We start from the raw sequence: 14,102 nt of genomic DNA, 5'->3' as shown, positions 1-14,102 counted from the left end.
GGCACGCCTCCCCTGCGTCAGCCCTTGTTGCTCATCTGGAAGTAGCGGATGATCCCGTCGGGGTACGAGGTGTACCCCTGCACGCCCTCGCGCTGTGCGACGACGATGTTGTACTCGTACAGGTACGCCCACGGCGCCTGGGTGTTGATGATCTCCTGCGCCTTGCCGTACAGGTCGTTGCGGACCTTCTGGTCGGGCTCGGTCGCGGCCTTCTTCCAGAGGTTGTCGACCTCGGCGTTGTGGAAGTTGGCGTAGTTGCTCGTGCCGTCGCTGGTCAGCAGCAGGCCGAGGTGGTAGCCCGGGTCGTTGACGAAGGAGGTCCAGCGGGTGATGTAGCTCTGCACCTTGTTCGTCGCGAGCGCCTCGAGGAACTGCGGCCGCGCCATGTTCTTGATGTTCATCTTCACGCCGATCTTCGCCAGCTCGGCCTGGATGAGGACGGCGTCGTCCGACCAGTCCTGGAAGCCGCTACCGAGGGTGAAGTCGAAGCTGAAGCCGTTCGGGTAGCCGGCCTCGGCGAGCAGCGACTTGGCCTTGTCCAGGTCGTACGAGTAGACGTAGCCGGCGTCGCTGAAGCCCGGGGTCGAGCTGGCCACCGACGAGCGCATCGGGGACGCCTGGCCCTTCATGACGTCGTTGACGAGCTTCTCGTACGGGATCGCGTACGAGACGGCCTGCCGGACCTTCGGGTTGTCGAACGGCTTGATCTGGTTGTTCATCCCGAAGAAGAGGACCTTGTTGCTGGCCCGGGAGTCGATGGTGACGCCGGACTGCTTCGACAGGGCGTCGACGTCCTTCGCCGGCACCTCGAGCGCCACGTCGACCTCGCCCTTGCTGAGGAGCTGGACGCGGTTGCTCGCCTCGCCGATGAACTTGGTGTTGATGGTGCGCAGGGCCGGCTTCTCACCCCAGTAGTCGTCCTTGCGCTCGAGCACGGCCTCGGTCGCCGGGTCCCACTTCTTCAGCTGGTAGGGGCCGGAGCCGGCGGTGTTCGTGTCGAGCCACTTGGCGCCGCCCTCGGCGTTGACCTTGTCGATGTTGATGATCGAGAACGAGTACATCGGCAGGATCTGGAGGAAGAGGTGGTTCGGCGCGGTGAGGTCGATCTTCACCGTCTGCGGGTCGACCGCGGTCACGGTGGAGATACCGGCCATACCGTAGAGGAAGCTCGCCGAGCTCGACTTCTTGATGAAGTCGAACGACTTGACGACGTCGTCGGAGTCCAGGGGCGAGCCGTCCTCGAACTTCACGCCCTGCCGCAGGGTGAAGGTGTAGCTCTTCGAGTCGGGGCTCGCCTCCCACTTCTCCGCCAGCATCGGCACGATGGTGTCCGTCTTGGCGGTCGGCTTGCCGTCCACCGTCGTGCGGTCGTACGTGACGAGCTGGTCGTAGGCGGCCACGACGAACGTGTCGGAGGTGACGTCGTTCGCCTCGGCGGGGTTGAGGGTCTTGCCGCCCTCCGAGTAGGCGACCACGAGGGTGTCCTTGCCGGCCCCATCGGCCTGCGAGGAACCGCCCTGGTTGGCGTTGGCTCCACAGCCGGCGGCAAGGAAGGTGGCGGCGACCGCGGCGGCCAGGGTGGCGCTGCGCTTCACGCTGTTCTCCTTCGGATCAGGGTGGGGGTTGATTGGGCGGATGGGCTGGCGTCCGTGACAGGTCCGCACCGGGTCATCGGCTCGTCCGCAGGCGCGGGTCGAGGACGTCACGAAGGCCGTCGCCGATGAGGTTGAAGCCGAGAATCGAGGTGGCGATGGCGATGCCCGGGAAGAGGGTCATCCACCACTCGCCGCTGATGATGTAGCCACGGCCGTCCGAGATCATCACGCCCCACTCCGGCGTCGGCGGCTGCGCGCCGAGGCCGATGAAGCTGAGCGAGGCGGCCGTGAGGATCGCGTAACCCATGCCGAGGGTCGCTCGGACGAGGATCGGCGCGACGGTGTTCGGGACGATGTGGCGGATGAGGATCGTCCGGTCCCGCAGGCCCAGGGCGCGTCCCGCCTCGACGAAGTCGCGCTCCCGCAGCGAGCGGGTCTGGCTGTAGACGATGCGGGCGAACTCGGGGATACCGACGACGCCCACCGCGACCATCGCGCTGGCCAGGCCCGGGCCGAGCGCGGCGGCGATGGCCATGGCCAGGACGAGCGACGGGAACGCGAGCAGCACGTCCATCACCCGCATGAGCACCGTGCTCACCGCGCCGCCGACGAAGCCGGAGATGGCGCCGATCGGGACACCGATGAGCAGCGAGATCCCGACGGCGATGAGGCCGGTCCAGAGCGAGATCCGCCCGCCGGCGAGCACCCGGGCGAGGATGTCGCGGCCGAAGTTGTCCGTACCGAAGAGGTGTTCGCTGGAGGGCGGCTCGAGGAGCCCGCCGACGCCGGTCTCGGTGGGCGAGTACGGCAGCAGGTTGGCCAGCAGCGCGCCGATGGTCCAGATCGCGATGAAGACGAGACCGACCATCGCCAGACGGTTGCGGACCAGCAGTCGCCAGGCGGTCGTGGGCCGCGACCTCGCCTGGTCGGCCGACGCGACCGGGCGGCCCGGCGCGGTGGCGGACACGGTGGTGTCAGGCATTCTCGATCCTCGGGTCCAGGCGGGCGTTGAACAGGTCGACGCAGAGGTTGACGGTCAGGTAGACGACCGCGGCGAGCAGCGTGAAGGCCTGCACCGGCGCGTAGTCGGTGGCGAGCACGGACTGGACGACGTAGGCGCCGATGCCGGGCCAGCTGAAGACCGTCTCGGTGATGACCGCACCGCCGAGGAGCTGGCCGAACTGGAGGCCGACGACGGTCACGATGACCGGGGCGGCGTTCTTCAGCGCGTGCTTGAGGATGACCTTGGCCGGCGGCAGGCCCTTGGATCGGGCGGTGCGCACGTAGTCCTGGTTGATCACCTCGAGCATCTCGGACCGGGTCATCCGGGCGATGATCGCCGTGCTTCCGGTGGCGAGACACATGGCCGGCCAGATGATGTGAGCCAGCGCCGACTTGAGCGCGACGAAGTCACCGGTCATCAGCGAGTCGAGGACGTAGAAACCGGTGATCGACGTCGGCGGGTTCACGTCCTGGGCGATGCGGCCCAGCGGAGCCGGCTCCCAGCCGAGCTTGTTGTAGAAGATGAAGATCACGAGCAGGGCCAGCCAGAACAGCGGCATGGACGCCCCGACCAGCGAGAAGATGCGGCTGGCGTGGTCGATGGGCCGGTCGCGCCGGGTCGCGCTGATCACCCCGATCGGGACCCCGACGAGCAGCGAGATGAGGATCGCCACGACGGCGAGTTCGACCGTCGCCGGCAGTCGGGAGGCGAAGTCCGTGAGGACCGGTTGCCCGGTGTGCCAGGCGAACCCGAAGTCCCCCTCGAAGAGGCCGCGCACGTAGGAGACGAACTGGGCGACCAGGGGCTGGTCGAGGCCCATGTCGGCGCGGATCTTCTCGACGGTCGCCGGGTCGGCCTGCTCCCCCGCGAGCGTCCGGGCCGGGTCACCGGGCAGGACGCGAGTGAGCAGGAAGATGCAGAGCACGACACCGAACAGTGCCGGGATCATCGCGAGGACTCGTCGCACCACGTGGTTCACGGCCACCTCCAATCTGCGCTTCGTTGGGTCTGACCTGGCCTTTGCGCCACCCAGGATTCGCTCGCCCGGCAGCCACCTGCAATACTTTCTCTGTATATGAGAAGGCATCCCTAGCGGGCCGGGGTGCGGTAAGTTCTCTTTCGTCCCAGCCATCCCGGAGGCCCCATGTCAGACACCGGCGCCCGCCCCCGCTCGCCGCTCCAGACCGTGGACCGCGCCCTGGAGGTCCTGCTGTCGTTCACCGAACGGCGTCGTGACTGGGGCGTCCTGGAGCTGGCCGAAGCCTTCGCCATCGACAAGTCGAGCGCGCAGCGGATCCTCGCCGCGCTCGCCGCGCGGGGCTTCCTCAGCGCCGACCCGGTGACCCGGCGCTACAGCCTCGGACCGACCATGTGGCGGATGGCCGCCGTCTGGGAACGCACGGGCGGACTGGCCGCCCTGGCGCAGCGGGTGCTCGAGCCGCTCGCCTTCCAGACCGACCGGACCGCCATCTTCGCCGTCCCGGACGGTCTCCACGTCCGCTGCGTCGCCGCCGTCAACGGCGGCGGACCGCTGCGGAGTCACCCACTGGTCGGCGAGCTGTACCCGGCCAACGCCGGAGCCACCTCCCGGGCCTACTTCGCTTTCCTGGACAGCAACGAACGGCGCGCGCTTATTTCCGGTCGCGTCTTCGCCACCTTCACCGAGCTGACCAGGACCGACGAGCACGAGCTGGAACGACTCTTCGTCGAGGCGGTCGCGCAGGGCTACGCCTACTCCGAGGGGGAATACGACTACGCCACCCGGGCGCTCGCCGTACCCATCATGCTCAGGGGGCGGCCGGTCGGCTCGCTCAGCCTCGGCGAGAGCAAGTATCCGGCCCGTCCGGACGACATCCGGGACCACCTGCCCGCACTACAGACCGCCGCGGAGCAACTCTCCGCCCTGCTCGACAACCGGGCGAACAACTCGGCCGTCGCGGTCCGGCAGACCGAGCCGACAAAAGCCCACTGAACGCCGCGCCGGACGAACCAGACCGGCCGCACCAAGGAGACACCAATGCCCCAGGGCCAGCCGAACCTACTGCTCCTGTCCAACTCGACCGCCCCGGGGCGGGCCTACCTGGAGCACGCGCGCGACGCCATCCTCCAGGTACTCGACGGCCGGCGCTCGCTCGTGTTCGTCCCGTTCGCGCTGGCCGACCACGACGGCTACACCGACGCCGTCCGACGGGCCCTGGAGCCACTCGGCGTCGCCGTCCGGGGCGCCCACGAGGGCACGCCACGCGACCTGGTCGCCGACGCCGAGGCGGTCTTCGTCGGCGGCGGCAACACCTTCCGGCTCGTCAAGGCGATCCACGACCTCGGCCTGCTCGACGTCGTCCGCGCCCGGGTGGCCGAGGGAATGCCCTACCTCGGGTCGAGCGCCGGCACCAACGTCGCGACGCCGACCCTGCGTACGACGAACGACATGCCCATCGTCGCGCCGCCGTCGTTCGAGACCTTCGGTCTCGTGCCCTTCCAGATCAACCCGCACTACCTCGACCCGGACCCGTCCTCGACGCACCAGGGAGAGACCCGGGAGGAGCGGATCACCCAGTTCCTTGAGGAGAACGACGTCCCGGTGCTCGGCATGCGCGAGGGCACCTGGCTGCGGGTGAGCGACGGGGTGATGCGGCTCGACGGCGTGAGCGCCGGCGGGCGGGTGTTCTGCCGGGGGTCCGAGCCGGTTGAGGTGCCGAGCGGCACCGACGTGACCTGGCTCGTCGAGCGGGTGGGTTCGTTCGACGTCGGCGGCTGAGGCCGATCGCTCGGCCGTGCCCGTCCCGGCCGGTAGCCGGCCGGCGCCCGGCCCGGTCCGCCGCGCGGTTTCGCCAAAGCTGCGGTGTCCGCCGTACTCGGACACCGCAGCTTTGGCGACATGGAGTCGATCAAGCTGCCCCGGACACCGTACCGGTCAGCAGGCGCACCTGGAGCGACTCGACGTACCGCCCCCGGACGTCGCCGAGCGCCACCCTGGGCGCGGTGGAGAAGAACTGGCGTTCCTGGTCGGAGACCGACTCCCGGGACCGGAACTGCCGAATCCAGACGAACTCGTCCGGATCCTCGGTGTTGACCCAGGCCGCCGGGACCGGGATGCCGACGAGGTGGTGCAGCGGGACCAGCGTCTGGTGGAAGAAGGGCAGCCAGTCGGCCATCAGCCCCGGCCGGATCCGGTAGATCCGAAGCTGGGAGATGCCGACCTCCCGCTTTAGCGGGGGCCCTGGTCGCGGCCCCCGGGCCAGAACCTCCCCCGCCTCCTCCACGGCCGCCGCCGGACTGGTGAGCACCGGCACCGGCCCCCCGATCAGGCTGGCCGCGTTGGCCATCGACGCCTGCGCCAGGACCAGCACGTCCACCTGGCCGGCGAGGTCGGCGGCCACCGTACGGATCGCCTCGTCGTGCCGGGCCTGGTCCCCGGCCTTCAGGTGGTCGAAGGCGCCGTCGCAGAGCCGGTCCACGACCTCGACGGTGGTGCCCTGCTCGGCGGCGACCCGCTCGATGACGGCGCGGCTGGCGGCCCGGTTGGATTCCAGGGTCGCCAGCAGACCTACCCGGCGGTATCCGACGGCGCGCCGCGCCATCGGCCGGTCGACGCGGATCACCGGCACCTGCCTGGTGGCCGCGACCACGTCCGTGGCCGGGCCGAGGGTCGAGCAGGTGACGACCACCGCGTCGGCGCCCCCGTCGACGGCCGAGTCGACGTGCCGCTGGAGCGTCGTCACCGCCCGGTCGAACGCCAGGCCCGGCTCGGCCGTCGCGGTACCGAACAGCTCCTCGTCGACGATGTGCCGGGTGGTGACGGCCGCGACGCGGTCCCGGGCAACGTCCTCGAACACCGGAGCCAGGCCGGGAACGGTGTGGACGAACGCGACCGTCCGTCCCGCCGAGGACGTCTGCCACCGGGCACCGGAGTCGGTGCGGTCCGTCACGGGCGCACCACCACCTTGCCGGGCAGTTGCCGGATGTCGGCCATCCGCTCCGGCAGCTCCGCGACCTTCAGCTCGCCCTCGATGAAGGGGGCCAGGTCGACCCGCCCGGACAGCACGAGTTCCTGAAGCCGCTCCCAGCTCGACCAGATCCGGCGGCCGTACACACCCTTCCAGTTGATCACCCGCAGGTTCACGTCCCGGGTGATGTGCACACCGACCGGCGTGGACGAGTGGCCGACCGACACGAGGGTGCCCTCCAGGCCGAGCGTGCCGAACATCGCCTCGTACGCGGCGGGCGCCCCGGACACCTCGAAGCCGATCTCGACACCGCCGAGGGGGCCGATCCGGCGGGCGTGCTCGGCCAGCTCGGCGGCCTGCTCACCGGTGAACGTGGTGGCGCCGAGCGCCGCCGCGCGTTCCCGGCGGGCCGGGTTCGGCTCGAGGACCAGCACCTCGCCGGCCCCCAGCGCCCGCAGCTCGGCGATGAGGAACAGTCCGACCGGCCCGGCACCGGTGATGGCGATGCTCCGGCCGGCGACGTCGCCGGCCTGCTGGATGGCGTGCATGGCGACACCGGCGGACTCGAACAGCACGGCCTCCGGGCCGATCTCGTCGGCGAGCGGGAAGCAGGCGGTCTCCGGGACGGCGAGCAGCGGCGCGAAGGCCCCGTTGCGGCTCACGCCGGGGATGCTGATGTTCAGGCAGTTGTGCCGCGCGTCCCGGCGACACGCCTCGCAGGTGCCGCACCACACGTGCGACTCCCCCGCAATGCGCTGACCGACCGTGACGGCCTGGACGCCCTCGCCCACCGCGACCACCCGGCCGCAGTACTCGTGACCCATGGTCAGCGGGAACGACGGGCCCCAGGCTGCCGCGCCAGCGGTCCAGTCGGCGAGGGTGTAGTCCGTCCCGCAGACCGAGGCCGCCTCCACCTCGATGAGCACCTCCCCGGGCCCCGGGGTGGGCTCGGGCACGTCCGCTACCTCGATACCCGGGTACGGGCCGGTCTTGATCACAGCTTCCATCGGTGACTCTCCGTTCGAGGGGTCGGGTCAGTCCACCGCGGCCAGGGCAGCGGTCGACTTGGGGTGGGTGGGCGTGGTGACGTGGTGGTTGTCGGCGAACGGCAGCCACCGGGTCTCGGGCAGCGTGGCCAGCACGGCGATGCCGACGACGTACAGCCCGACCAGGACGCCGACGATGCTCCAGGTGGTGCCCGTCGACGACAGCAGCAGGGCGGCGGCGAACGGCGCGGTGGAGCCGGCGATGAGGTTGTTCAGGGTGTAGACGGTGGCGTGGCCCGAGTACCGGACGGCGGTCGGGAACGGCTCGGCGAAGAAGGCGGCCAGCACACCGGCCGACATGAACTGCGAACCCTGGCTGACCAGCATGGCCAGCAGCATGACCGGGATGTTCCTGGTGTCCAGCAGCGGGAACAGCGCCACCGAACCGATGAGGGACGTGGTCATCGTGGCCATCAGCACCCGGGTACGGCCGAACCGGTCGGACAGCGCCCCGCCGAGCGGCACCAGCGCGAGGCCGAAGAGGTTCAGCACGAGCACCAGGCCGAACGTGATCGAGCTGGACATGCCCAAGCTGTTGACGATGTACGCCAGGGCGTACGTGCTGACGACGTAGCTCAGCGCGGTGTTCGGGAGCCAGACCAGGATGAGCCGGATCATCGTCGACCGGTGCGTGCGGAACAGTTCCCGGAGCGGACGCCGGGCCTGGGCGCCGATCCGGCTCGCCTCGACGAAGACCGGTGACTCCTCGACGTGCCGCCGGATGAAGTAGCCGACGACCGCGATCAGCGCGCCGATGACGAACGGGATCCGCCAGCCCCAACTGTTCAACACGGTCTCGCCGAGCAGGGCGCCGGTGCCGAGCATGAACAGGGCCACGAGAACCTGGCCGAGCGGGTTGCCGAAGTTCACCATCGCCCCGAAGAGGCCGCGTCGGCCGTCCGGCGCGTACTCCAGCGCCATGACCTGCGCCGAGCTGGCCTCGCCGCCGAGGCAGAAGCCCTGTAGGAAGCGCAGCAGGACGAGGATCGCCGGGGCGGCCACCCCGATGGAGTGGTAGCCGGGGAGCAGGGCGATGGCCAGCGACACCGCGCCCATCATGGTCAGCGAGACGACCATGGCCTTCTTCCGGCCGGCCCGGTCCGCCATCTTGGCGAAGGCGACCGCGCCGAGCGGCCGGGCGAGGAAACCCACCCCGAACGTCGCGAACGACTGGATGACCGCCACGGCCGGCGTGGACGTGGGAAAGAAGACCTGGGGGAACACGACGCCCGCGAGGGCGCCGTACAACGCGAAGTCGAACCATTCCAGGGTGGTCCCGACGGTGGTGGCGGTCAGGACTCTCCGGTGCGATGTTCGGGGTGAGGTGGCGGATGCCATGGGGGACCTCCGGTGGTGGGCGGTGTGGGGGTGGTTACCAGGCGGGCGGAGGGGTCGGGACTACCCGCGATCGGGCCTACCTGAGGTGCTCGACGGTGATGAACTCCAGCGTCGTGTCCCCGTCGTTGACGAGGTCGTGCAGGAGGTAGGCGCCGTCGCGGAAGACGAAGTGGCGGGTGTCGCCCTTGCGGTAGGCGACGCGGCGGGTCGTTCCGTCGTCGGTGTGCTGGACGGACGCGCCGTCGTGCAGGGCGGTCCAGAAATAGTCCAGGGTGTGCCGGTGCGCCGGCAGGCGCTGGCCGGGCGGCACCTCGATATGCCAGACCCGCACCCGGTCGTCCTCCGAGAGCACCCGGGAGCCGATCACCTTGTTGAAGGCGTTCCGCTCGAATTCCTGTTTCAGTTCGGCGCTCCAGCCCTCGAAGCCGGAGGCGATCAACTCGCCCGCGAGTGGCAACTCGCCGATGTCGTTGGACTGCGTGGGCACAACGGATCCTTCCTGTCCAGGTTGCCCCACGCTAGGAGCAGCCACGGATAGGCACCAGCCCCGATTTTGCTGTCACCGCGATAGTCTGCGGCTATCGCTTCGGTGCCGCGCACACGTTCCTCAACTCGTCGAGAAACGCCTTCGCGAGATTGGGAACCGGTGCCGTCCCGTACACGTAGAGGTCGCGGGTCAGGGGCGTGGCCAGGGATCTGGCGAACCGTCGGAGCGGCGGCGGCACGACGTTGTCCGGCACGATCGTCGGGCCGAGTCCGACGGTCGCGAGCCGCACGGCCACATCGGTCTGACTGGTGAAGACCGCACTTTCCGGCGCTATTCCGACGGTCGCGAAAATATCGTCGTGAATGCTGGACAGACCGTGGTCGCGGGAGAACAGAACCCAGGGACGGTCACCGAGTCGGGCTATGTCGACCGATGCGGAGGAAAGGAGTTCGTCACCCTGGGGAAGCACCACGACGAATTCCTCGGAACCGATGAACTCGGTGACCTCGAACGCCGTCGACGGTTTGGGGCCCACCGCGAAGTCGTGCAGGCCCTGCGCCGTGTACCGCTCCAACTCCCGCGAGCTGCGGTACTCCTGGAGGAAGGCGCGCACCCCCGGCCGCCGCGAGCGCCAGGCCAGCAGCGCGTCCGGCACCAGCCCGGCGGCGATCGACAGTACCGTGGCGAACCGCAGATCCCCCTGCTCGCCGCCGAGGGCGAGGGTCGCGAACCGCTTCGCGCGTTCCGCCGCGGCCAGGGTGACGCGCGCCTCCCGCAGGAACACCCGGCCGGCGGGGGTCAGCGTCACCCCGCGCGCCTGCCGGTTCAACAACGGGCCGCCGACCTCGCGTTCGAGCGCGGCGAGCTGCGCCGACAGGGACGGCTGGGCGATGAAGAGGGCGTCCGCCGCCTTGCGGATCGAGCCGTGATCGGCCACCGTCACGAAGTACGTCAACTGCCGGAGTCTCATACGCCAACACCCGCTCGTCCCTACGAATCCGGGCGGCTCCACTCCGACGGACCACCCGAAGTCACCGCCCTGAGCTGCGAAGACGTTATCGGGTCACGGTGTCGGGGCGGAGACGGGGGCGTCGGTGGACACCGGACGGATGGCTGGCGTCACGGAACGTACGGAAGCGCGGGCCGGCAGCGCGTCAGGCGCTCGCCACGATGCGGTTCTCCCACGCCCAGGCCGCGATCTCGACCCGGTTACGCGCGTCCAGCTTCGTCTGGATCCCGGAGACGTGGCTCTTGACCGTGCTCAGCGAGATGAACAATTCGGCGGCGATCTCCCGGTTGGTACGTCCCCGGGCGATCTCCCGAACCACCTCGATCTCCCGTTCGGTGAGCCTGGGGACCTGCCGGCCGGCGGTCGGTCGGACGGTGGACGTGACGTGCCGGAGCAACCGCAGTGTCACCGACGGCGACACCAGCGCGTCGCCCTGGTGGGCGGCGCGCACCGCCTCCACCAGCAGCGCCGGCCCGGCGTCCTTGAGGAGGAAGCCGACCGCGCCGTGGCGCAGCGCCCCGTAGACGTACTCGTCGAGGTCGAAGGTGGTCACCACGACGACCCGGAGCGGCTGGGCGACCTGGGGTCCGGCGAGCGCCCGGGTCACCTCGAGGCCGTCGAGTCGGGGCATCCGGATGTCCACCAGGCAGACGTCGGGGCGGAGCCGACGGGCCTGGGCGATCGCGTCGACACCGTCGACGGCCTCGGCCACCACGGTGATGTCCGGCTGGTCCTCGAGGATGAGCCGCAGGCCACCACGCACCATGGCCTGGTCGTCGGCGATCAGCACCCGGATGGTCAACGGTTCGTCCTGGTGGGTAGGGGCAGGGTGGCCAGCACCGACCAGCCGCCGGCGGACCGGGGGCCGACCCGTAGGTCGCCACCGAGGCTCTCGACGCGTTCCCGCATGCCGACCAGACCGTACCCGCCGCGGTGGCCGTACCGGGCGGGCGCGGGCGACGCGTCGTCCACCACCTGGACCGTGACCTCCGCGTCGTGCTGTTCGACGGTTACGGTGACCGCTCGGGCGTGCGGCGCGTGCCGGGCCACGTTCGTCAGCGCCTCCTGCACGATCCGGTAGACGGTGCTGGCCACCTCCGGTGGCCAGTCGTCCGTCCGCTCGGGCATCCGCAGTCGCGCCGGCGGCCCCTGCCGCGTGAACCGGTCGACCAGGGCGCTGAGCTGCTCGGTCCCCCCGGGCGAGGCGAGCTCCGCGTCGGCGGCGTCGCGGAGCAGGCCGACCACCCGACGCATCGCCGCGAGCGCCTCGGAGCCGGCGGACTCGATGCCGGCGAGGGTGCCGGGCACCTTCTCGGGTTGCCTGCCGGCGACCAGTTGGGCGGCCTGGGCCTGGAGGACGATGCCGGTGATGTGGTGGGTGACCACATCGTGCAGTTCGCGGGCCAGTTCCAGCCGCTCGTCCTGGCGGATCTTCTCGACGGTGGCCTGTCTGCGGACGTCGACCAGGCGCAGGGAGAGCCCGACCGCGACGGCGGTCAGCCAGGCCAGCCCGGCCAGGCTGGTGACGGGAGCGATGCCCGGGGCGGGGAGGGCGGCGATCTGACTGCCCACGACGATGCCGAGCCCGCCGGCGGCCACGGCGCCCGCCGGCACGCGCGGGAGGGTACGCACCGCGGCGCCGACCAGCACCGCCAGCGCGAGTGCCATCGCCGGGCCCGGCTCGGCCGGCAGGTGGGCCAGCCGGGCCACCAGCACGGTCAGCGCAGCGACGGTGAGCCCGGCGGCGGCCAACCAGGCCCGGTGCCACCGGCGCAGCAGGGCGAGCAGACACACCACCACGGCGGCGGCCCCGCCGAACAGCCAGTAGCGGACGCCCCAACTGTCCGCGAGCGCGACGATCTCGACGACGATCGCCAGCAGGAAGGCACCGCCGAGCGCCACGTCGGTGGCGAGCCGGTTCGTCACCCCGCCGAGGCCACGGGACCGGTCCACGGGGACCGTGCCCCCGGGGTCGGTCAGCGAAGAGACGCTCATGCCAGCCAGGTTAGGGAAACCGTGGGCGGGGCGAACCGGTCAAAAGTACAGTCCGACCGGCGGGGCCGCACCGCCAACGGGTCACCGCAGCGGGGCCGCACCACCGATGCGCGACGGCGGTCACCGTGGCGGGGGCGACGCGGAGCCGAAACCGGTGTCCAGGTCCGGCTGGTCGGGCATCCGCTGCCCGTCCCGCCCAGCCTGGGCCAGCCGGCTGCGGCGGTGCCCGTAGAGGAAGTAGACCACCAGACCCAGCGCCATCCAGGCGAAGAAACGCAGCCAGGTCTCGACGGTGAGGAACAGCATCAGCACGGCGCAGGCGACCATGGCGAGCACCGGTATCACCGGTCCCCAGGGGACGCGGAAGCCGCGCGGCAGGTCCGGCCGGGTGCGGCGCAGAATAATGACCGCCGCCGCGACCAGCACGAACGCGAAGAGGGTACCGATGTTGACCAGCTCGGCGAGTTCCTCGAGCGGGATGAACCCGGCGAGCACGGCCACCACCAGACCCACGATGACGGTGATGCGGTACGGGGTGCCGTAGCGGGGATGCACCTGGCTCAGCCAGCGCGGCAGCAGGCCGTCCCGGCTCATGGCGAACGCGACCCGGCTCTGCCCCAGCATCAGGACCATGACCACCGTGGTCAGCCCGGCGAGCGCGCCGATGGTGATCAGGTTGGCGATGAACGGCTGGCCGACGGCCTGGAACGCGGCGGCCAGCGGCGCCTTCGTGTCGAGCTGGGCGTAGTGCTGCATGCCCACCACCACCAGCGAGACGGCTACGTAGAGCGACGTGCAGACCGCCAGGGAACCGAGGATCCCGCGCGGCACGTCGCGCTGCGGGAGCCGGGTCTCCTCGGCCGCGGTGGCCACGATGTCGAAGCCGATGAACGCGAAGAACACCAGCGCCGCCGCGGCGAAGATCCCGCTGATCCCGAAGTTGGCGGGCGCCTGCCCGAAGACGGCCTCCAGCAGGGTCGCGTCCGCGCCGGCACCGCCCTGCGCCGGCTCGGCCGGTGGGACGAACGGTGCGTAGTTGCCGCCCCGGACGAAGAACAGCCCGGCGACGATCACGAACAGCACGACCGCCACCTTGATGGTGACCACCACGGCGTTCAGCCGGGACGAGATCTTGATACCGCCGACCAGGACCGCGGTGAGGATCAGCACGATGAGCGTGGCGGGCACATTGAACACGCTGCCCTCGCCGCCGCTGACCGCGGCCGGCAGCGTCACCCCGAGCGTCTCCATGAGCACCGCGAAGTACTGGGACCACCCCACCGCCACCGTGGCGCCGGCCAGTACGAACTCCAGGATCAGATCCCACCCGATGATCCACGCGACCAACTCGCCGAGCGTCGCGTAGGAGTAGGTGTAGGCGCTGCCGGCGACCGGCACGGTGGACGCGAACTCCGCGTAGCACAACGCGGCCAGCGCGCAGGCGACCCCGGCGATGACGAAGGACAACGCCACCGCCGGCCCGGCGGTCTGGTTCGCGGCCACCCCGGTCAGCACGAAGATGCCCGTACCGATGATGACGCCGATGCCGAACACGGTGAGATCCAGACCGGTCAGCTCCTTGCGGAGCCGGTGCTCCGGCTGCTCCGTGTCGCGGATCGACTGCTCGACCGACTTCCTGCGCAGGACACTCACGACCGGATCACCGAATTGCCGCCAGGATG

13 protein-coding genes are annotated in these 14,102 nt (G+C 70.4%); 2 read left to right on the top strand and 11 right to left on the bottom strand.

Going from position 1 to position 14,102, the window contains the following annotated elements; genetic code table 11:
* Window positions 1-17 precede the first annotated feature (17 nt).
* From GA0074692_RS06185 to GA0074692_RS06175, 3 genes are all read right to left on the bottom strand, one after another.
* Window positions 18-1,595: an ABC transporter substrate-binding protein gene (locus tag GA0074692_RS06185; protein WP_091640288.1), complete on the bottom strand. Its 1,578-nt coding sequence runs from the start codon at window positions 1,593-1,595 to the stop codon at window positions 18-20.
* Window positions 1,596-1,668: 73 nt separating this feature from the next.
* Window positions 1,669-2,577: an ABC transporter permease gene (locus GA0074692_RS06180; RefSeq protein ID WP_091640285.1), complete on the bottom strand. Its 909-nt coding sequence runs from the start codon at window positions 2,575-2,577 to the stop codon at window positions 1,669-1,671.
* Window positions 2,570-3,577 carry an ABC transporter permease gene (locus tag GA0074692_RS06175; protein WP_218106576.1) on the bottom strand — a complete coding sequence of 336 codons (1,008 nt, stop codon included), beginning with the start codon at window positions 3,575-3,577 and terminating at the stop codon, window positions 2,570-2,572. The genes GA0074692_RS06180 and GA0074692_RS06175 overlap by 8 nt, the downstream gene beginning before the upstream one ends.
* Before the next feature lie 165 nt (window positions 3,578-3,742).
* Between GA0074692_RS06175 and GA0074692_RS06170 the strand changes: the two genes are divergently transcribed.
* Together GA0074692_RS06170 and pepE are read left to right on the top strand one after the other, a co-directional pair.
* Window positions 3,743-4,570 carry an IclR family transcriptional regulator gene (locus tag GA0074692_RS06170; protein WP_091640280.1) on the top strand — a complete coding sequence of 276 codons (828 nt, stop codon included), beginning with the start codon at window positions 3,743-3,745 and terminating at the stop codon, window positions 4,568-4,570.
* Between the two features lie 45 nt (window positions 4,571-4,615).
* Complete coding sequence (gene pepE, locus GA0074692_RS06165) at window positions 4,616-5,356, top strand: dipeptidase PepE (protein ID WP_091640278.1); 741 nt, start codon at window positions 4,616-4,618, stop codon at window positions 5,354-5,356.
* Window positions 5,357-5,486: 130 nt separating this feature from the next.
* Here the strand turns inward: pepE and GA0074692_RS06160 are convergent, their stop codons facing one another.
* The 8 genes from GA0074692_RS06160 to GA0074692_RS06125 form a co-directional block, all read right to left on the bottom strand.
* Window positions 5,487-6,527, bottom strand: a complete 1,041-nt coding sequence (locus GA0074692_RS06160; RefSeq protein WP_141725181.1) for an aspartate/glutamate racemase family protein — start codon at window positions 6,525-6,527, stop codon at window positions 5,487-5,489.
* Window positions 6,524-7,552 (bottom strand): zinc-dependent alcohol dehydrogenase, encoded by a 1,029-nt coding sequence (locus tag GA0074692_RS06155; RefSeq protein ID WP_091640274.1) that lies wholly within the window; start codon window positions 7,550-7,552, stop codon window positions 6,524-6,526. Before GA0074692_RS06155 ends, GA0074692_RS06160 begins: the two co-directional genes overlap by 4 nt.
* A 27-nt stretch (window positions 7,553-7,579) precedes the next feature.
* The gene (locus tag GA0074692_RS06150) at window positions 7,580-8,929 is read right to left on the bottom strand and encodes an MFS transporter (RefSeq protein ID WP_091640272.1); all 1,350 of its coding nucleotides are present in this window, start codon (window positions 8,927-8,929) and stop codon (window positions 7,580-7,582) included.
* Between the two features lie 76 nt (window positions 8,930-9,005).
* Window positions 9,006-9,416 carry a cupin domain-containing protein gene (locus GA0074692_RS06145; protein ID WP_091640269.1) on the bottom strand — a complete coding sequence of 137 codons (411 nt, stop codon included), beginning with the start codon at window positions 9,414-9,416 and terminating at the stop codon, window positions 9,006-9,008.
* A gap of 91 nt (window positions 9,417-9,507) precedes the next feature.
* Window positions 9,508-10,371, bottom strand: coding sequence for a LysR family transcriptional regulator (locus GA0074692_RS06140; RefSeq protein ID WP_176738325.1), 864 nt, complete (start codon window positions 10,369-10,371; stop codon window positions 9,508-9,510).
* Between the two features lie 199 nt (window positions 10,372-10,570).
* A complete protein-coding gene (locus tag GA0074692_RS06135) occupies window positions 10,571-11,227 on the bottom strand; it encodes a response regulator (RefSeq protein ID WP_091640264.1) in 657 nt (218 codons plus the stop codon).
* Window positions 11,224-12,420, bottom strand: a complete 1,197-nt coding sequence (locus GA0074692_RS06130; protein WP_091640261.1) for a sensor histidine kinase — start codon at window positions 12,418-12,420, stop codon at window positions 11,224-11,226. Before GA0074692_RS06130 ends, GA0074692_RS06135 begins: the two co-directional genes overlap by 4 nt.
* Before the next feature lie 120 nt (window positions 12,421-12,540).
* Window positions 12,541-14,073 carry an amino acid permease gene (locus GA0074692_RS06125; RefSeq protein ID WP_245730196.1) on the bottom strand — a complete coding sequence of 511 codons (1,533 nt, stop codon included), beginning with the start codon at window positions 14,071-14,073 and terminating at the stop codon, window positions 12,541-12,543.
* Window positions 14,074-14,102: the final 29 nt, after the last annotated feature.

It is taken from the genome of Micromonospora pallida (assembly GCF_900090325.1).
GTDB classification, from domain to species: domain Bacteria; phylum Actinomycetota; class Actinomycetes; order Mycobacteriales; family Micromonosporaceae; genus Micromonospora; species Micromonospora pallida.
The sequence above is the reverse complement of the archived record's forward strand: the minus strand, read 5'-3'. Positions and strand labels throughout refer to the sequence as shown.

What these genes read in the sequence shown, in the direction of transcription:
- GA0074692_RS06170 (WP_091640280.1), top strand. Translation starts at nt 3,743, where the DNA reads ATGTCAGACACCGGCGCCCGCCCCCGCTCGCCGCTCCAGACCGTGGAC.
- GA0074692_RS06180 (WP_091640285.1), bottom strand. Translation starts at nt 2,577, where the DNA reads ATGCCTGACACCACCGTGTCCGCCACCGCGCCGGGCCGCCCGGTCGCG.
- GA0074692_RS06155 (WP_091640274.1), bottom strand. Translation starts at nt 7,552, where the DNA reads ATGGAAGCTGTGATCAAGACCGGCCCGTACCCGGGTATCGAGGTAGCG.
- pepE (WP_091640278.1), top strand. Translation starts at nt 4,616, where the DNA reads ATGCCCCAGGGCCAGCCGAACCTACTGCTCCTGTCCAACTCGACCGCC.
- GA0074692_RS06130 (WP_091640261.1), bottom strand. Translation starts at nt 12,420, where the DNA reads ATGAGCGTCTCTTCGCTGACCGACCCCGGGGGCACGGTCCCCGTGGAC.
- GA0074692_RS06150 (WP_091640272.1), bottom strand. Translation starts at nt 8,929, where the DNA reads ATGGCATCCGCCACCTCACCCCGAACATCGCACCGGAGAGTCCTGACC.